This window comes from Flavobacterium sp. GQ95, from assembly GCF_059758655.1.
In genome coordinates, this window is record NZ_JCAXEB010000017.1 from 47,582 (window position 1) to 67,644 (window position 20,063).

Consider the following 20,063-nt stretch of genomic DNA (forward strand, 5'->3'; position numbering starts at 1 on the left):
CAACCAACTTGTAAAATTTTTATATTCTTTAGTCTTAGTTTGTATATCCTGTATTCTGGGTCAAATTATGATTGGAGTCCATTTGGCTTTGAGGTATTGGAAATATAATTCTAAACTGACCGTTGGGTTTATGAGAAAACCATGATTTTTTAGTGTATACACCAAATCTTATCAAATCTTGTTTTCGGTGATGCTCACCGACAAATTCCCATGCTAATTCATCAAGGAAACCGCCGTATTGAACATCACTTCCACCTTCTAATTTTGTAATAGTTCCATTGGAATATTCTCCATATTTGTAAACACTGCCTCCCAATAATTTAGCTCCCGAAACGCTTGCTTTTGCAGGATCTGTTCTCTTGAATGCACGCTGTCTTATTTCGGTAACGATAGCCGCGGCTCCTGAGGCATTGCCGGTTCTTAAGAGGCATTCAGCTTTTATCATCAGTGCATCGGTGTACCTGTAAAAAGGTACATCATTTGCAGTACTGGCAACAGTACCTGACCCAATTTCATATTTTACAAAACGATATCCTTCATTGTATTCTGTACCGTTTACATCAGACATATAATTGATATAATTCAACTGCTGTCCACTTTCTAAAATCAAAGGTTCTCCAGACTTAGTATATTGCAGGCCTCCAAGCCATGAATCTTTCAAACGTTCATCATCGGAGTCATAGGTATCAATAAACTGAGGAATTCCACCGCTTCCTCCCCAAGGTGATCCGGACAGATCAAATGTGGCCTGACTTGCCCCGTAGAGGGTTTTATAGGGATAATAAGATCCTCCTGCAAATTTATCATCAAAAGGAATTGTAAATATTTCCTCAACTGATGCCTCGTTTTTTATTACAAAAGGATCAGAATAATTACTGGCCAGGCTAAATTTTCCGCTTGCGATTATATCATTTACCTGGTTTAATGCCTGATTCCATTTTGCTGTTCCGGTATATACCTCAGAATTCAGGTACAACTTTGCCAGCGTCATTTTTGCTGTCCATTTGGTAATCCTGCCGTAGGTTGCCTGTGTATTGGCCTCACTTAAACTTGGCATAGTTTCAAGGAGTTCCTTTTCGATAAAATCATACACTTCCTTATCTGTATTTTGGGTTGGTAAATATCCTTTAGGCAAATCATAAGTGGTAACCAGCGGCACTCTTCTAAAGTTATCGTACAACAAATAGTAGTACATGGCTCGTAAAGCCCTAAGTTCGTTGATATAGACTTCTTTATTTTCAATACCTTCTAAGTTTTCGATTTGATACATGGCTCTATTAGCACTGTTTATTCCAGCATAAGCATTGTACCATAACCCATCAATATGTCCTAAAGTCGGTCCCCAGGTATGCATGTGCATGGTAATGTACAAATCGCCCCAGCCGATTCCATTTCTGAATGGTGTTACAATCAAATCCGATGACTCTTCATAAAGATCAAAAAGCCCGTTCCATCCCCAATAAACATCTCTGAATTTGCTAAAGGCAGGACCAATAATATTGGTTAAATCCTCTGCTGTTAATTGTGTTTTTTCTGCCGAAATATCACTGTATAGCGTTTCATCTAAATCTGTACATGCGGCACAGGAAAGGAATACAGAGAAGAGCGCAATTTTATATTTGTTGTTTGACTTTTTCATAATACTGTTAATTAAAAGGTTACGTTAATTCCCAATGTAAAGGTGCGGCTTGAAGGATATTTGTCACGCCCGTCATTCCCCCATGATAAGACATCTTGAGGATTTCTTATAATCTCAGGATCAATTCCTTTATACCCCGTAATAGTTGCAAGGTTCGAACCTGACGCATATACTCTTGCGGAATTGATGAATTTTAAGCCTTTTAGATCAAGAGTGTATCCCAGTGTAACGTTATCCAGTTTCATATAGTCCCCGTCTTCTATATAATAACTTACATAGGTTTGAGAATAATTAAGCTCTGTTTTCCCGTATACCTTATCATGCGCAGAAGTCAGCATGTTATAGTTGATCGTAGGGTTTTCATAAAACATACGCTGGAAATTCAGGATTTGGAAATCATAAGCCCCATTTAAAACAATACCTAAATCAAAACTTTTATATTTAAACGTATTGGTCCATCCTGTATAATAAGCCGGAATACCGTTTCCGAGATATTGTTTGTTTTCATCATTGTATAAATCCGGTGTTAAGGTTTTTCTTGTTCCGTCTTTAGTTTCGATGATCCATTTACCATCATCTGTAATATCAACTGATTTTAATCCCCAGAAATTACCTATTGACTGCCCTACTTCTAAACGGTGAGTTGAGAATGAAATTGGATCTCCTGCATCACCTGTATTGATAAAGTTACCTTCTATTTCATACAAATCATTTGAAAGGCTTGTCAGTTTGTTTTTGTTGTGGGAGAAGGTCATTGTAGAAGTCCATTCAAAATCCTTGGTTCTTACCGGCACTATATTCAGCAGCACTTCAATTCCTTTGTTTTCCATTTCACCAACATTTGCTGTTATACTTGGATATAAGTAAGGAGGCGTCGGAACGCTGTAGTCCCAGAGCATATCTTTTGTTTTTTTGTTGTAAATATCTACACTTCCGCTTATTCTGCTGTTAAAAAAGGCAAAATCTACTCCCAAATTTAGCTCTTGTGTTTTCTCCCAGCGCAGATCCGGATTTGGATTACTGGCAGGTTCGAGTCCCTGCACCCATTCTCCGTTGTTGAAAAAATATCCTTCGTATTGGTACAAGGTTTGTGACAGATAAGAAGCCCCCGGTATTACACCTGTTTCTCCATAACCTGCACGAAATTTTAAATTATTAATAACGGAGCTGTCTTTTAAAAATGATTCGTTGCTGATGGTCCATCCGGCAGATACAGAAGGAAATGTTCCCCATTTGTAGTTGGCACCAAATTTAGAAGAACCTTCCCTTCTTATACTGGCTAGTAAATGATATTTATTATCGTAGCCATAGCTTGCCCTTCCAAAGAAACCAACTAATTTATTGTCGTTCTTAAAACTGGACATTCCGGCAAGTCCGTCTTTTAGGGCTTTACCTGCGCCTAAATTATAATAGGAGTAGGCATCTGTAGGGAAATCGAAGTTGTTTGCCCAGAATCCTTCATTAGAATTGTATTGGTAACTGTATCCTCCCATAACACTGAAATTATGTTTACCTAATGTTTTGGCATATCTTGAAGTGAATTCAAGATTATCGGTTTGGCTTTCGCTTGAACTTTTAGAAGCAAAACCGTTTCTGCCCTGATTGGTATTGGAATAATGTTCCTTACTTTCTGAATAGCCACTGAAATCTGTATTTCTTTGAGTTGCCAGTAAAAGTTTGTTTTCCCATCCCGGTAAAAGGTTCAGGGTAATGGTAGAGCTCAGCCTTGTCCAATCGTTTTCAATCAGTCCATCGGTTTCCTCTATCATCGCTACGGGATTTGAGTATTGAAACCTGTCGGTCTGGGTCCAGCTGCCGTCATCGTTTTGTGGTCTGTCTGTAGGGTTTCTGATTAACGCCTGTCTGTAAATGTTGCTGTTGAAAGAATTCCCATCACCTAAAGCACCCATTTTCTGCCTGCCGCTTAATAAGTTCAGGTTGATTTTTAATAAATTGTCGAACATTGAGTGATTACCATCAAAGGATACCCTGAACTCATCATTATAAGACTTATTAAAGGTTCCCTCCTGTGTAATATAGTTTACGTTTGCTACATAATTTGACTGTGCATTTCCTCCTTTTAAACCCAGGTTATTGTTAAGTGTTACACCTGTTCTGGAAATTTCGTCTAGCCAATTTGTATCATAACCTTCATCTTTAAAAGGCATTTTTACACCATCTGCAAGCAATTGTCTCATTTGCGATGCATTAAGAAAATCGGCTCTTTTTGCAAAATTTGATAATGCCGTATACTGGGTAAAAGTCATTGTTGTTTGAATATCCTTATCTACTGTTTTTGTAGTGATCAAAATAACACCATTTGCTCCTCTGGTTCCATAAATAGCGGCAGCAGATGCATCTTTAAGTACATCTATCGAAGCAATTTCTTCTGGCGCTACGCTGTTTAAACTTCCTGGAATTCCATTAATTAAAACAAGCGGCGAAGTCCCTCCCTGCAAAGATGAAATTCCACGCAAGGAAACTGATGGTCCTGCCCCTGGATCTCCTGAGCCGTTTGAAATACTAAGACCTGCCACTTTCCCTTTTATTAATTCCGAAGCATCACGAATAGCGCCTTGTGTAAAATCTTTTGCTTTTACTGTCGCAACTGCACTGGTAACTTCACCTCTTTTTTGAGTGCCATATCCAATTAAAACAACTTCGGTTAACTCATTTACATCCGATTCCAAAATTACATTGAGAGTCTTTTTACCATCCGTTTTTAGTTCTTTGGTTTTTAAACCTAAATAGGAAAAAACTAATATCACGTTATTTCCCTTGGTCATTATTTCAAAATTTCCATCGAAATCACTTGCAACTCCATTGGTTGTATTTTTTTCCAAAACTGAGACCCCGGGAAGCGGGACATTATTTGCATCTGTGATTTTACCGCTAATCTTCTGTTGCGAGAAAGCGCTAAAAACAACAAACAGAAATAAAATTGTATAGAACATCTTATCTCTGTAACAGGATGTTGCTGTACTTTTAAAAGCTTGTGTGGTTGGTTTCATAATTTAACAATATTGGTTAGTGTATTATTGACACTTGTAAAATTATGTTAAATCAGAGTTAACGAAAATGTTTATATTACCACATGCTAATACTATATTATCCGTTTTTTACACTATATCTTGCTTAATGATGAATTTACATACAATTTGCTAATAAATTATAATTAAAACTTACACATTTACAATTTTAAGCCCAATACAGAATTATTTTAGCAACTAAAAGCACAGCATTAAAAAAGGTTAATTACAGAGATTTGTATCACTTTTTATAGCCATTTTATCAATCTTACAAAATCTAATGAAAATGTAGAATGCATTACTGAGTGTGTGCTTTTGAGAATGACTAAAGTTGACTTGGACTTTCTTGTTCAAAATAGTTCCTCATTTAGGGATTTTAGTATCTGGGTATTTCAGCAATCAATTACGTACAACGAAAACCGCTCAAAAGATTAGAATAATGTTAGCTAAAAATCGGTTTGTGCAGGTGGATTCAGAAAGTAAATGATTAGGTATAAAAGTTAAGGATTATGCAAAAAAATCAGATAATCTGACTAAGAAGAAATCTATTTTTCTTTTATAATATCGTTCTAAACTTATGTATCATTAGAGCAAAAGCCACTCCGTATTGAAGTGGCTATCTTTATTGATATTGAGAAGTAGCTTAAAGTTGGTCTAATTTATGATTTTTCTTTTGAAAGAAAAATCATAAATATTCTCCTTCCCTTCACAAGACTTATTGTTTTTTTTTCGTCAGCAAAATTTATTGAGAAAAAAAGATTGAAATTTTATAGTTTTTTACCGAATATCATTAGTCAGGGCTTCCAAAAAAGACAATATCAATAATTCTAGAATCATAAGCACCTAAGTGTCCCGTTTGTCCTAATTCAAACCTTCCTTTTATTTTAACTTTTTTATTATTAAATGTTTTCAATTTTGCGCCATCAAGAGCAGACCCATCAACAGCTTGTAGCTCATCAAAAGAATTAAATTCTAACCATACCTTTCTTTCTTCTATATTTAAGTAAAGGTTTTCAAAATCTATATTAAATACGCCAGTAATCTCCACTTCTCTATTATTAAATCTACTAAATAGTTCTTTGTTATTTTCTATTTTTTGATAATGCTCTAGACTTGTATTAGGCTTATAAAAAGCAAATTCTTGGCTACAAGCCATAAAAACAAAAACAAACAGAAATGCAAGTATCTTTTTCATTTGTTATATTTTAGTTTTTGAAAATATTATCTCTTGTGTCATATCTTAAAAATATTTGTGCAGGTCTATAGACTCTTGTTTTATCTGCTGAACTTGAAGTGGAAGGAGCAGAAATTGACTTATATCTCTCGTATTTGCCTAACGGAGCAACATAACCTTTAAAATAATCTGCTGATTTTCCTTCAAGTCTAGAGCCTAAATTATATTTAGAATATTGTGTTCTCATAGTAGATTCTCCATCGGATGCTCTTAGGTAGTTTTCAAAAATTACAGCATTTAGTTCTGTCGTTTTAAGTCCGCCTAAAATTGTTTGGGTCATATCGAAACCTCTGTCCTTATCATAAGCATGCCCCAATTCATGCCCCAGTTTGATATGGCTTTTGTTCATTGAAACTCCATCAATAAATCCAGAACCACTTTGTGAATATCTAATTTGGTTGTTTGCTGGGTCAAAATTATTTACCATCACTTTACCTGAATCGCCAATATCATAATTAGACTTTGACCTTTGTAACTCATTCACAATATGACCTCCTTGTTTAGTGTCTGCTATTGTATTCAAATCTGAAACAGCATTACTGACAAAACTACTATTTCCGTCATATTGTTTGCCTTTAGTGATATTTCCTTTAGAATCTTGAGAGTAATGGTATGCTTTACCGTTTTCATATAAAACAGAGTAAATCTGTTTACCATCTTTGCCATTTATTCCCATTGTTATATAATCACCATTATAATCAATATAATTGACAGGATTATTTGCCGCATATTGGTAAGTTGACAGTGGCATAAATGTTTCCGAATACCTATCCATATTAAAGAATCTTCCTAAAGCAGGGTCATAATTTCTGGCCCCATAGTCGTAAACTCCAAACCCCAGCTCATCCTGTAGCTCCTTACTGTTATACTTATATTTTTGCGCCGTTGCATTTCCTGTACCAATTACCGTTGCATTATTATAGCCTTTATGTTTTAAGCCAAACGGATAATAATTATTTTCTTCAATAATATTTAAGTTCTTGTCGTAACTCAAACGAACATTACCCAGATGATCTTTATACTGATAAATATAATCAAAAGTTCCTGAATTATAAGATACATATCCTTCAGGCTGGGAGAAAAACTTCAATTGATTGCCCTCATAGATAAAACCTTCTGCGTAATCAGTCACAATTCCATTTGCTGTTTTCTGTTGTTTGACACCTGTAGCATCATATTCATACTTTATATTTTGTCCTGCAATGGTTACCTGCATTGGCAAATTAAGATGATTGTATTGTATCGCTGTAATTCCTTTATTGGTATCACTTTTCATGTTTCCGTTAGCATCATAAGTATAATCAGTAGAGCTATCTGCTGTTGCCCCAATCTGATCATCCCTAAATCCATAAGTATCATTGGCACTATCAGATACTACTTGAAGCTGATTTCCAATATCATAGCTATACGTAAGATTATCCATAATGCCAAAGTCCGATGGATTAGTAATATAGGGTACACCGGCGACAATTTCGCCTTGACGTACAAGACTAGTAATGTTTCCATTTTGGTCATAATTTAAACTTTCTGTAAACTTGTTTAAATTATCAACCGCATCTGTTAACCTGTTTAATTTATCGTAGCTATAGGTATAGTTTTTTATACCTGCATCAGTATTGGCCGTTTTCCAAAAAGTCTGACTGATGTTTCCGTTAAACATTTTTTTATTGTTATCCGTAATGTCATTGTAATTGATTTGGAAAGCAAACAAATCAGTACCAATAGTGTTCACATCGTTAATATTTTTGAGCCATCCCCGGATATTATATGCATAATTGACAGTTTGCAAGCCTTGTATCGTTTTGCCTCCTACCTTTTTGATGATTAATTGCCCTAATTCATCATAGGTATTGGCAGCTATTATTTCAGGCTGAGTGGCTCCGTTAATGGCTTGTTCCTGTTTAGTGAGCCTCCCGGCATGATCATAGGTAAAAGTATCTTTTATGGTAGTAGTGACGCTATTTCTGATGTGCAGCGATGTCACATCTAAAGTTTTGCCAACAAAATCAAGCTGACTTTTCACAATGTTGGTAGTACCCAGATAATCATTTTTACTGTAACTGTAAATGGGCCTTCCTTTTTCATCATAGTAGTTCCAATTGGTTATCCAGTTGGGTTTTCCTAAAATACGCACTCTGCTGCCTGTTGGTAAACCTTTGACGTTGACAGTGGGCGTGATACCATAGGATATTACCGAGGTACCAGCAGGAAGAGCATCAAAATTATAATCATCATAGTAGTTGATGGTAAATAAATTAATATTTACATCATTAATGGCAGGAAAAGCATTGTTGGTGTAATATACTGTAGTTCCATTTATAACGTTTGCTGCTTGCCTGGTTTCAAAAACTGAGGTACTTGCAGCTGCCAGCAGCTGCATATCAACACGGCTTGTTTTTAAAGTATTCGTATATTCTCCTGTATAGACTGGTCTGCTAAAGGCATCGTATTTGGTAAATAGCCATTTTTTATCTGTTCTTAAATTGGCATCTTGAGTAAGGATAACCCTGTCCAGTTTGTCGTATACAATGTATTCCCAATCTTTGCCCGGTAATTTTTTCTCCACTAGGCGATTTCTATTATCATATACATATTGATAACACAATTCTTTTAAAACAGAAATTCCTGAGTTCACAATTTTAGCACTAAAGGTGCTGCCAGCATGGGCATGAAACCCGTCAAGGAGTCGTATAGAATTGGTGGCAGTTATATACAGTGGATTGCTGGATGAATTTATTTGTGATGTTGATGTTTCATCCGGCAGTACATTCATTGAACTATTACTAATTAAATCAACAGCTTTGGGAGGAATTACAAAAGTCAGATTTCCGTAAATATCATACACATAATAAGTATCATGAGCTACATTATTTTGAGAGGTACCATTTATCATAGACGTTCCATAGGTTCTTTTTAAAATTACCTGGCCCTCTTTATTTTTAAACTCTACCGTAGAACCATTCCCTTCAAGTGGCGAAGCTGCTGTGTTCTCATCATAGACTATAGTCTTGTAGAGTTCCTTCTCATTATAAAAACCATTATTGACTGCACTTTTTGATAATGTAGGAGTATAGGTATTGTTTGCTATCGTGAGGCTAACTTTGAAATTGATTACTTCACTGGCGGTATTGTTCTGGTAGTCGAATTTTATTTCATGACCTCCATTAATTCTCCAGTCATATCCCGGTGCCGCTTGTTTTAAGACGCGATCAAGAGGAGAAGCTTCTAGTTGTTTCTGGCTATAAGGATTGTCATTGGAAGCGCCGTAATTGGTTTGATACTGTGCTTTAAGGTTGGCAAGCAAAGTGGCAGGATCAGTATAGCCGGAATTGCTTTGAGTAGATGCATAAGGAAGATATTCTTTTTCCTGGCGCCCAAAAGCATCGTATTCTATGGGAACTATAATATCCTTTCCCATGGGTGATTGTTTACTGGCTATTTGCTGTACAGGCCTGCCCAGACCATCAAAATAAGTAATATTTTCACTCGCCTGATTAATTGTTGGTGATGCTATCACTGTAGGGCTTTGCGTTTTATAGGCTACAGTTTTTATATAATTTTCGCTATTTGATTGACCAGTAATTAGTATAGGAAATAAAAACAAAAACAGAATTATAATTTTTTTTATAATCATTTGGTTTACTTTTTTATATAATTAGTTTAGAATGTATTCTACTTTTTTTGCTCAGAATTCAAGTATATTATCATTTTTGAAATTACTATTGCACAAAAGGCTTATTATTGTAATTAAAAGATTTGAGCAAACTCTTTGCATCGGCTGTGTCCTTAAGATAAATCTCTTTAAGGCGGCCAAATCCATCGTAGTCATAATATTCAGCACTATTATCAGGTTTCATAATACTGGTCGGAGTCTTAAAAAAAGAATCATAAGTAAAGGTGGTCATATGAGCCTCTAAAGGGTACATTCTAACTTCATCTATATACGCGTATGAGCTACCAACTGTATATACGAACCCATTACTTGTATTTAAAACATTCTCCACATAGGTCCAAGGAGATGATACATTTGTTTTACCCCAGTAAGAAACAATAACTTGACTATACCCGGCAGAAGCTGGGGGTATGTTAATAGTATAAGATCCAATGTGGGATTTTTTGCCTGTCTTGGCGTAAACAGTATTTATAGCTTGTGTATCCTCTTCAAAACTGGTATGAAAAGGAATATTCAATTTTTGTTCTACAGTCGAAGTTAAATTAAAGTTTATATCATGCTGATAGGGGCCTGATTTACCTCCATACCCTACATTCATTACAATTGTATAACTTCCTGCTGGTAAGAAATAAGACGATGAAACTGATCCATCAGTCTGACTTGTCGATAAATAATCACTAATTTGGGGCAACGAGAATCCGGATTTATATATAGAGATATAAAATGTCGCTTCATGGTCATTATTTTTGACATAGTCCCTACTAATTTGTACAGTCTTATCCTGAGATACTGTAAAGGTGCCCACTGTATAATTTTGATTTAACGACATTGGTTGTACAAACATATTACTGAATAAATACTCCGTTTGCGATGTACTTTGTTCTATATTATTAGCGTTTTTTACCTCAGCTATAGGAAGGGTTTTATTGTATCCATATAAGTAGGTTATTGGAATATCATCTTCTTTTTTAAAACTGATAATATTGCCTTTTTGGTCATAGGACAAAAATCGAATCCTATTTTCTAAAGTGGATTGTGTATCTTTTTGGTATTTAACAAACTCTGGCTCTATAATATTATTACCCCAGTTTTTATATTCATTATATATCTTTTGAATTTGTATACCTTGATTTTTAGTAGTCTGTTCAATTACAGGAGTTATGATGTTTTTATCTACCATAGTTTTATAGGGATAGGTCGAATAAAAATCATTGGGATACTTGTATGAAGTTATCATATTCTCTCCTGAACTATTTAATTTAGAGACTTCTTTTTCTCTTAGATTTTGCTGATTATATTGGTAATTTATAGTTTCAGAAATAGCTTTATTTGAATCTAATTTATTATAGGTTTTTCTCAGAGTGTATGTTAGTAATAAAGCTTTACTGTAACATTTAGTATCTATGGCTATTACTGATGCTAAAAAATCTTGTACAACTGGAGAACATAAACCTCCAGCCTGGCAGGTTGTTGAAGGAGCGGAACAATAGCAACAAGGAGAAACAAGGGCATAGTTTGCAGAAAAATAATTTGGATCATAGATTTTTGTCCGACTAAGCTTAATACCGGTATTAAAAGTAGTTTCAAAGTAGTTATCGTACTGATTATGTTCATCATATACTTTATTTCCAGCACTATCATAAACTTCTTTATCTACTAATTTTGGAACATAATTTCCTTTATCGTAATGTTGGGGATGGTAATAAAATTCTGATTCAAATTGAAAGGGGTGCTCCGGATTGTTATAATAATCTACTGCTGATTCAGGAATACTGTATTTATAAATAGTTTTACCTGCATTACTTAGAGAAGTACCAATCACTTCAGTCACCGAAGGGTACATAATTGTTAAACCAGGTGCAACTTCCATCGGGAAAAAAGGTTCTGAATAAACCATTTTTCTTTGGTAATCTGTCCAGCAGGAAGTATCAGGAACTCCCGTAGAACCAGGGATATTGATTACTTCAGTAAATCTTTGGTCGTGTGAGAAATATTCTTGCTTTGGTGGCAGATAAACAGCTCCATTATAGGTGTAAGATTTAATTTCCGGATTTAGATCTGTATCGCTTTTAAAATTTGATATTTTTTTTACTCTAAATCCTCCTATATATCCTCCTTTATTAACTGCGATACCAGATGTGTTTTTATAAGTATATAAATAATCTGCATAGTGTCTTTCAAATTCAAAAGCAGTTTTACCTCCAGTTGGATACTTAATTTCCTGCAACATAAATGCAGATGCTGTTGCCTGATCTGAACTTGCATTTCTATCCCCACCATAGCTATTTCTACTGGCAATAGGAAGAAATTCTGAAGGAAGATTTGAGATATTATTTATGCCATTGTAGTAGCCCCAAAAATCTACACTATACCTCCTATTTGTCATGTTTTCAGGATAAGGCGGAAGCTTATTGACTTCATTATATTTGAATGCGTATTTTTGCGTATCTGAATTCTCTGGATTAAATATTGTTATATAATCCAATGCTAATCTTTTGTCTACATTGTCCCAGGAATTAAAATATTTGGATGAAAATTGGATTTTTTTCTTAACCACAGTAGGGTTATCTTTAGATGAAACAGTAATCTCTTTTAACCTCTTGAGGTATAAAAAATCACTTCGAGTATCGTAGACAAAATTTATTATTTCATTATTACTTTCAATAGTACTTAAAACAGGAGTTGTAAATTGTCTTACAGGAGAAAGAGACAATGAAGAAGAAGCGCTAATATCATAGGGCAAACAATTCATCCCCTGAGGATTCTCAATGCTACTCTGAAACACAAAATCCCATCTATTATAGGCAATACCCTGATTTTGAGCCACATAATTTAACTTAATCTCTTCAGTTCCATCTGCCGAAACTATATTAGATAAGTACCAATCAGAGATAATCCCACCACCTGTATAGACTGTTTTAAAGGTATAAATGGTTCCATTTTCATCTGTAATTTCGAATGAATTTAAAGTTGAAATATTATTTTTTATTTTGATGGGTCTGTAAGGCAATGTAATTGCATTGTTTTGTTTATTATTAAAAACAGAATAATCATAAGTAAATACACCGGATCCCGCTCCCGGAATTTGAAAAAAATATCGATCACTCATCAAATCCTCAACATCGCTAACTTTATTTCTTAAAAAGTCTTGCAAATTATAAGCTCCAGTTAAACTTCCGCTGCTACATTGATACTGATAGGCCTTATTGTTTAAATCAGTATATAGCTGACCAGAATTATAATACGTCCTTAATGCCACATCTGCCTCATCTCTATTACCTCGTATGGTTCTGGAGATTAACCCACTACAGTTCAACACCCAGCCTAAACCAATTTCTGAAGCTATATCGTCTACTTTTATTCCAGAAGCGTGATATGATATTGAAATTGGTAATGAAATTTTATTTCCTTTAATGGTATATATTGGAATTTCAATATTTGGAATACCCGTACTATAATCAACTGGGATTTCACCATATCGCATAAAATTTTGAGCTGTTGGTACAGGAGGTATTATTTTTGGCGTTTGAATAGTTTGTCCGAATGCAACAACAGTACACATAAGTGTTAAAAAAAATGGTAGTTTTTTCTTCATAGTTTTAATTCAATTAAATTATTCTATCTGGTATTTATGTTTTCAATTATATATTACTTAGTTCTACATGGTAATAAATCAATTCTGATATGTGGTGAAAATCGCACTTATATGATAGAATTTCAATTTTTGGCAATTTTCATTATAGTACGTAATAATAAATGAAAGGTTATAAAGGCAACCGGTTGTGTTTTGAATCCAAAAAAAAATTACTTCTACAATGATAAGAATTAAAAACTAATTAACAAGATATTTACAGCTTTTTTAATAGGATTAATTAAACATTTTGATATCGGTTCTTATTGAAAAATTATTGAATTCCATAATAAAAAATAGATCAGTGCAAAAGTTAGGAATTAGCAAACCATATCAGAGCTCCATTATTTTTTAACAGGTAAATACAAAAGCTTAAAAACTCAAAACAGATAAATTTATTTAAACTCAAAAGATTTTACAATTTTTAAATATTATAAAATCACAAACAATTTAACACTAAAAGTATTAGTTAAATTTAAAAAAAAATAAAAAAAATCTACTCGAATTACTTGCTTAAAATTCTATATTCTCAAAATTAACTTCCAAAAATTAAAATAATTAAAAAATCAATCAATTGTGGTTTCCCGTAAAAAAATACAAAATTAAAAAGCAATATTTGTTGCTCAAATCGTGTTTAAAAAGCACCCAGTCTTTTAATAAATAACTTGTTAAATTAACATTTAATTAATAATATTGCCACAAAATTATCTTAAAATAAAAATGAAAAAAATCCCTTTGTATGCTGCTTCTTTAGCAGTATTGTTGAGTGTAATTGCAATTTATTTTGCAAAGTCAAGTTCAGAATTAGTCTATGTAGATGTTAATAAGCTTATAACTGGTTATAGCAAAACTAAAATTGCCAAAGCCGAATTTGATAAAAAAGCTACTTTAATGAAGGCTAATGTAGATTCTTTAATTAGTAACTGGCAAAATGAATTAAAAAACTACGAAAAAGAAAGAGCTGCTTTTTCTCCAAAAGAATTAAAATTAAAACAAGAGTTGTTATCTAATAAACAGCAGCAGATTAATGGTTACCAAGAAGCTATTCAGAAAAAAATTGAGGAAGAAGATAAAAAAGTAACACAAACCGTAATTAATGATATTAATGACTATATCAAAGAATACGGAAAAGACCATAACTACAAAATTATATTTGGCGCAAGCGGGGGCGGAAACATCATGTATGCCGATGAATCTAGCGATTTGACTGAAGAAGTTTTAAAAGGACTTAATGCTGAATATGATAAAAAATAAACTCTCGATATTTATTTTACTATTATTTATTTCCTCTTGTAACAAATCATTTGATACACAAGAGGAAATGAATGATTATATACAGGACGATGATAACGGTTATCATTACAAGAAAACCGTATCTGGTGTTGATTATGTTTTACAATACAGGCCAACTGATTTATTGGTAAAACAGGAATTAACAGAAAACAATAGTCCGTCTCAGATAGAGAAATTAAGAAAGCAATACAATAAGTATTTGTATTTCAATCTTTCAATGTCAAAAAACAATCAGGAGTTATTAAATGGTGTTGCACAAGATAAAGCAAAATTTAGCCAAATGGTCAATGATTTAGCTTTTGGAATGGAAGATAAACTACATGTCTATACACCTGAAAAAGATACTCTTGCCCTAGTCGACTTTATTTATCCCAGAATGTACGGCATGAGTAACTCAACTTCTATAATGATAGTCTATCCTCGTGATGAAAAATACCTAAAACAAGACTATCTAAATTTTGTAATCGAAGATTTAGGTCTTGAAACCGGAGATGTTAAATTCAAAATAAATACCAAAGCCTTAATAAACGAACCTCAACTAGTTTTTTAAAATTATAACTATGACCAAATACCACGAGCACCATCGTATTATAGCCACTTTTTTCTTGTTGATATTTTTTCCAACATTATTACCTAATAATTTATTTGCTTCTAATAATGGGCCAGTTGCTCCAGAGGCTGCGAGTTTTGAACCTGTAGATTCTAGCGATATGGTCAATTTAGCAACTGGTGATATGTCATATGTACTGCCGTTATTAAATGTCCCAAGTCCTGAAGGCGGATATCCTTTATCCTTATCATATCATGCTGGTATTGCGATGGATCAAGAGGCATCATGGGTTGGTCTAGGATGGAATTTAAATCCAGGCGCAATAAATAGAAACATTAATAACACACCAGATGATTGGAATAATGGGAAAAGTATAAACTTTGCCTACTCAAATTTAGGTAAACAAGAAGTGATTTCAATTGGGGTTGGGGTTAATTATAAAATATTCAATTTAGGACTTGATTATACTTTTATAAATGGCAAAGCAAAAGGCGGAATTGTATCTTTTGGTGTTGGTGACTCAAGTTTAGGAATAAATCAAAGTATTGGATTTGACTCGTATGCTGGCAATTATTCAACGAGCTTAAATGCTGGCGGTGCAACTCTCTCTGCCTCTGGAGAAGGTGTAGGAGTATCTATAATGGGAATGGCTGGCATATCATATAAGATGAGATCACAAGAAATTTCTTTTCAAGGAAACTCTAATAGTGTAAATATGGGAGGCCTAGGAGTTGGTTACTCTCAAACTAATTCGACAAATCCGCACGGTGTTAATTCAGTGAGCAGCTCATTTAATTTAGCTTTACCAATTACAAATATTTTTCAAGTAAGATTTAAATTTTCCAAAAATGAGTATTCGATGCTTGATTCTCAAACTTGTAATATTAATGGTGTTTTATATTTAAAAGATTCATACAAAGTTTTAGATGCTTCTACAAAAGAGAACTACAAAAATGATTATATGGACGCCAATAGCATTTCATTGTACTTTAGGCATAAAACTGATTCTAGAAATGGAGGTGTTAAATTTGCAGCGCCAACAGCTAGTTATGATCAATACAATGTATCTGCTCAAGGGTTAATTCAAAATATTCAGCCTCTTTTATTAGACAGCAAGACATTAATATTAAATTCTGAACAGCAAAATCCTTATTGTGCTGATGATTACTGTGTTGCAGGTTTTAAAGACAGGCATCATATTGGCGAAAAGTTTTCAAATAATTTTATGGAACTGCCAAATATTGACGAAAATAAAATTCATTTTTATCCTTTGAATACTAACTCATCTTATATAAATAAAAAATTTAATGATTGGTCAATAAATAGTTCAACACTAAATGATATTACAAATATTACGAATTCCGAAGTCGTAAATTCAACTATAAGTGATGGTTCCGAAAACTATTCAAATTATAATAGTGTAAAAAACAGATTAAAAAAAGAAACATTTACAGAATGTTACACAAATGAGCAAATTAAAAACAATCCTGTCTTAATAATCGAAGCTGGGAATTTTAATAGAAATAATGCCTCAAGCTTCGCTCCCAAAGGAATTGGAGCCTTCAAAATTACATCTGTAGACGGAAAGGTTTACCATTATTCACTACCTGTTTATAATTTTGAAACTATAATGAGAACTTATAAAACAGCAAGTGGAGAAGACAACAGCTTTATAGAAAAAGTTGATACCCAGCCATATGCGACAAATTGGTTGTTAACTGCGATAACTGGCCCAGATTATATTGATGTTAATTCTAATGGTAAAGTTGATGATGCAGATTACGGATATTGGGTTGATTTTTCGTATGGAAAATGGAGCGATGGATATCTATGGAAAAGGGAATCTGTTAATGATAAAGAAGTAAGCAGCACTATAAATCGAAGAGCATATTGTACAGAATCACCAAACCCTAATACAACTTCAAGAGCAATAGGTATTAAGCAAGTATATTATTTAAACTCTATAAGCACAAGAACTAACAAAGCATTATTTATAAAAAGTGAAAGAATAGATGATATAGGTAATTCAATATCAAAATCAAATACTTTTAATGATGTAGAGAACGCACTGGTCTATAATTCTCAATATGCCACTGGTATTTATTTTACCGAAACTAAATATGATTATAACATGAATATTTCGGGGAATTTTAAAAGCTTAAAACTAGACCGAATAGTCTTGATAAACAAGAAAGATGAAAGCTTATTTCAATTAAACAATCAAGAAATACCAGATAATCAAACAAATAACAGTATAAATTTTAAAACTACAGCTCAAAAATCAAATATTCTGGGGCAAAATTTAGGGACAACAGAAGTTGTACTACATCAAAGAAACTGGATTGGAGGTACCTATAATAGCAATGTATATCTAACAAAAAATTCGAATTTATCACTTTTACAATCTAAATCAATAAAAACATTTGAATTTAATTATGACAATTCTCTAAGTAAAAAAGACAATATTGGTAAATTGTCTTTAAAATCATTAGCTAGCTATGGAAAAAATCATATTTCTGTATCACCACCATATTATTTTGATTATTACATAAATAGAGATTTTGACAAAAATAATTATGACCTATGGGGTTTTGATAAAGATTATCCATTTAATTATAGTTTAAAAAACATAAAAACTCCTTTAGGTAGTTCCATTGGTATAGAGTATGAGAAAGACGACTTTAGTGCTGTATTGAATAATTTCAATACGAATATTTCTTATAATCCTATAGCTAAAAATTTTATACGCACAAATAATGGATATAATGGAACAATAGAAGTACAATGGCAAAATCCTTGTTATACAATTGGTCAAATATATAAATGTTTAAACCCCGGAAATCAAATAAGTGTAACTTTAAGTAAAGATTCCTATTCGCCATTTACAACAACTGCCACAGTCAATAGTGTTACAGATAATGTTGTTTCATTAACCTTTAGTGCGCAGGTGCCAAGTTATTACACCGGTGACTTCTATTGCCCTCCAAATAGAAGAGGAACTACTGGAAATTCTTATGGTGCTCAAATTAATGTAAGCAATTGTGATATCCAAGATGAATTAATTGGTAGATGCAATGATTCCAGAGGTGGACTAAGAGTGAAAAATATCAATGTAATTGACAATAATAAAAAGTCAACCACCACATACGACTACAACAAACCTAATTCTACAATATCTTCTGGTGTTACTGCTTCAACACCATACATAAAAAATGATTACAGCACTTTTTTTACTAGTGGCGTTGTTTACGAAACTGTAACAGTAACAGCAAAAGATAATGACAATAACATTTTTGAAAAAAATATTTTTCAGTTTAATGTATTAAAACCAAATAATGATTATACACTTAATGGAAGTAATGGCGAAAACCAAGTAGGAAATTTTGAAGCATCCGTAACAGCGACTTATGGAGATTTTTTACAAATAAACTCTAATGAAAAAATAAGGGCTATAGATGTTTTAGCAGATAATTCAAGTTCTAATAATTATGTAGCCAGAACAGCTATTGCAACAACTTCAATTATAGATAATACTTCTAAAATTGGTGAATTGCTTTCAATTACTAAATTGAATTCAAAAGATCAAATATTAAGTAAACAAACTTTTCAATATTCAAATCCTTTTAACGATACTTTCGGCACTTATGGTGAAGCTTTTAAATCTTACAGGTCACATAAAGTTATCCCTGGAGTATCTCCAGGAGGCAATCCTGTAGGAACAACATCTTACGAATATTTTGTGAACTCATTAAATTATAAATCAATACCATCAGTCCTACTTTCAACATCAAAAACAGATCATAATAGAACGATAACTACAAATTATACAAAATATGATTTTCTTACAGGTCAAGTATTAGAAACTACAACAAAAACAAGTGACGGTCAAAATGTAAAAACAAAACTAATACCGGCATATCAAAAATATTCTGGCATGCAGTCTAAAGTAGACAATATTAATAATAAAAATATGCTTTCACAGATTACTGCCAACTATGCTTATATTTTTGATCAAAACGATAGTAATAAGCCATGGAAAGAAACCAGTATTGGTATTACCACTTGGAGTAATGTATGGGCATATAAGGATATATCCGGAACCAAACAAACTGCAACTGGAATTAACGAAAAAATATGGAGAAAACATAAATCATATATATGGAATGGAACAATAGACAGCAACGGTATTTTTACTACTTATGATGACAGTTTCAATTGGAGTCTTCCTGTGACACCTGGTGAGGAAGTAGCTCAAAATTCTAAATGGAAACAAATTTCTGAAACAACATTATATGATCATTTTTCTGCACCATTAGAAATGAAAAATATCAATGGTAACTTTACTTCCACAAAAATGGGAGACAATAATACTAAGATAACAACAAATGGAAATGCACGATACGGTGAAATATTCTATTCTGGAGCAGAAAATATTAATGGTACCTGGCTAGACCCAGAAATATCAATAACAAGCAGTGATCAACAAAGCAGTCTCTACTCTCATACAGGAAGAAAATCAGTTGAAACTACATCAACTTCGAAATTAACAGTTTCGATGAAAAATTTAGAACATACTGCTGGCAAATACAGAGTATCTGTTTGGGTAGAAAAAACAAATGCTGATAAAGCTGTTATTAAATTAGATAATACTACTTACAGTTTTATTTCTGATAATATCACAGCTGGAAATTGGAAACTAAAAACAGCTTACCTTCCAATTCCTAGTGGTTCTTGCAACATCTCTTTAAGTTCAACAGATGCAACAAAAGTATATTTTGATGATTTAATGATTCGCCCTGTAGCATCTTCAATAGCTGGATATGTTTATAATGAGTGGGATGAATTAACATATATTATTGGAAACAATGGTCTTGCTACAAAATTTGAGTATGATGCTGCCGGCAGACTTGTAAAAACATACTCCGAGATTATTGATGATACTTCTAATAGTATTCAGGGAGGATTTAAAATAGCAAAATCAAATACATATAACAATAAATTTTTGAGGAAATAA

Annotated in this window: 8 protein-coding genes; 3 read left to right on the forward strand and 5 right to left on the reverse strand. The window is 33.1% G+C overall.

Annotation, left to right across the window (positions count from 1 at the left end; translation table 11 throughout):
• Nucleotides 1–34: 34 nt before the first annotated feature.
• The 5 genes from AC6CH4_RS23570 to AC6CH4_RS23590 all read right to left on the reverse strand — a co-directional run bounded on the left by AC6CH4_RS23570 (nt 35) and on the right by AC6CH4_RS23590 (nt 13,170).
• Nucleotides 35–1,639 (reverse strand): RagB/SusD family nutrient uptake outer membrane protein, encoded by a 1,605-nt coding sequence (locus AC6CH4_RS23570; protein WP_498107361.1) that lies wholly within the window; start codon nt 1,637–1,639, stop codon nt 35–37.
• An 11-nt stretch (nt 1,640–1,650) separates the two neighbouring features.
• Nucleotides 1,651–4,650: a SusC/RagA family TonB-linked outer membrane protein gene (locus AC6CH4_RS23575; protein WP_498107363.1), complete on the reverse strand. Its 3,000-nt coding sequence runs from the start codon at nt 4,648–4,650 to the stop codon at nt 1,651–1,653.
• An 808-nt stretch (nt 4,651–5,458) separates the two neighbouring features.
• Complete coding sequence (locus AC6CH4_RS23580; protein WP_498107365.1) at nt 5,459–5,863, reverse strand: hypothetical protein; 405 nt, start codon at nt 5,861–5,863, stop codon at nt 5,459–5,461.
• Between the two features lie 10 nt (nt 5,864–5,873).
• A complete protein-coding gene (locus tag AC6CH4_RS23585; RefSeq protein ID WP_498107367.1) occupies nt 5,874–9,536 on the reverse strand; it encodes a DUF6443 domain-containing protein in 3,663 nt (1,220 codons plus the stop codon).
• A gap of 85 nt (nt 9,537–9,621) precedes the next feature.
• Nucleotides 9,622–13,170, reverse strand: a complete 3,549-nt coding sequence (locus tag AC6CH4_RS23590; protein WP_498107369.1) for a hypothetical protein — start codon at nt 13,168–13,170, stop codon at nt 9,622–9,624.
• Between the two features lie 756 nt (nt 13,171–13,926).
• Between AC6CH4_RS23590 and AC6CH4_RS23595 the strand changes: the two genes are divergently transcribed.
• The 3 genes from AC6CH4_RS23595 to AC6CH4_RS23605 all read left to right on the forward strand — a co-directional run bounded on the left by AC6CH4_RS23595 (nt 13,927) and on the right by AC6CH4_RS23605 (nt 20,063).
• On the forward strand, nt 13,927–14,460 hold the full coding sequence (locus tag AC6CH4_RS23595) for an OmpH/Skp family outer membrane protein (RefSeq protein WP_498107371.1): 534 nt from the start codon (nt 13,927–13,929) through the stop codon (nt 14,458–14,460).
• Nucleotides 14,461–14,527: 67 nt separating this feature from the next.
• Nucleotides 14,528–15,049, forward strand: a complete 522-nt coding sequence (locus AC6CH4_RS23600; RefSeq protein WP_498107372.1) for a hypothetical protein — start codon at nt 14,528–14,530, stop codon at nt 15,047–15,049.
• 10 nt (nt 15,050–15,059) lie between these two features.
• Entirely contained in the window at nt 15,060–20,063 is a 5,004-nt protein-coding gene (locus AC6CH4_RS23605) for a hypothetical protein (protein WP_498107374.1), read from the forward strand.

Excerpts from the sequence above, each read along its gene's own strand:
- AC6CH4_RS23570 (WP_498107361.1), bottom strand. The coding sequence starts at position 1,639 with ATGAAAAAGTCAAACAACAAATATAAAATTGCGCTCTTCTCTGTATTC.
- AC6CH4_RS23575 (WP_498107363.1), bottom strand. The coding sequence starts at position 4,650 with ATGAAACCAACCACACAAGCTTTTAAAAGTACAGCAACATCCTGTTAC.
- AC6CH4_RS23580 (WP_498107365.1), bottom strand. The coding sequence starts at position 5,863 with ATGAAAAAGATACTTGCATTTCTGTTTGTTTTTGTTTTTATGGCTTGT.
- AC6CH4_RS23585 (WP_498107367.1), bottom strand. The coding sequence starts at position 9,536 with ATGATTATAAAAAAAATTATAATTCTGTTTTTGTTTTTATTTCCTATA.
- AC6CH4_RS23590 (WP_498107369.1), bottom strand. The coding sequence starts at position 13,170 with ATGAAGAAAAAACTACCATTTTTTTTAACACTTATGTGTACTGTTGTT.
- AC6CH4_RS23595 (WP_498107371.1), top strand. The coding sequence starts at position 13,927 with ATGAAAAAAATCCCTTTGTATGCTGCTTCTTTAGCAGTATTGTTGAGT.
- AC6CH4_RS23600 (WP_498107372.1), top strand. The coding sequence starts at position 14,528 with ATGAATGATTATATACAGGACGATGATAACGGTTATCATTACAAGAAA.
- AC6CH4_RS23605 (WP_498107374.1), top strand. The coding sequence starts at position 15,060 with ATGACCAAATACCACGAGCACCATCGTATTATAGCCACTTTTTTCTTG.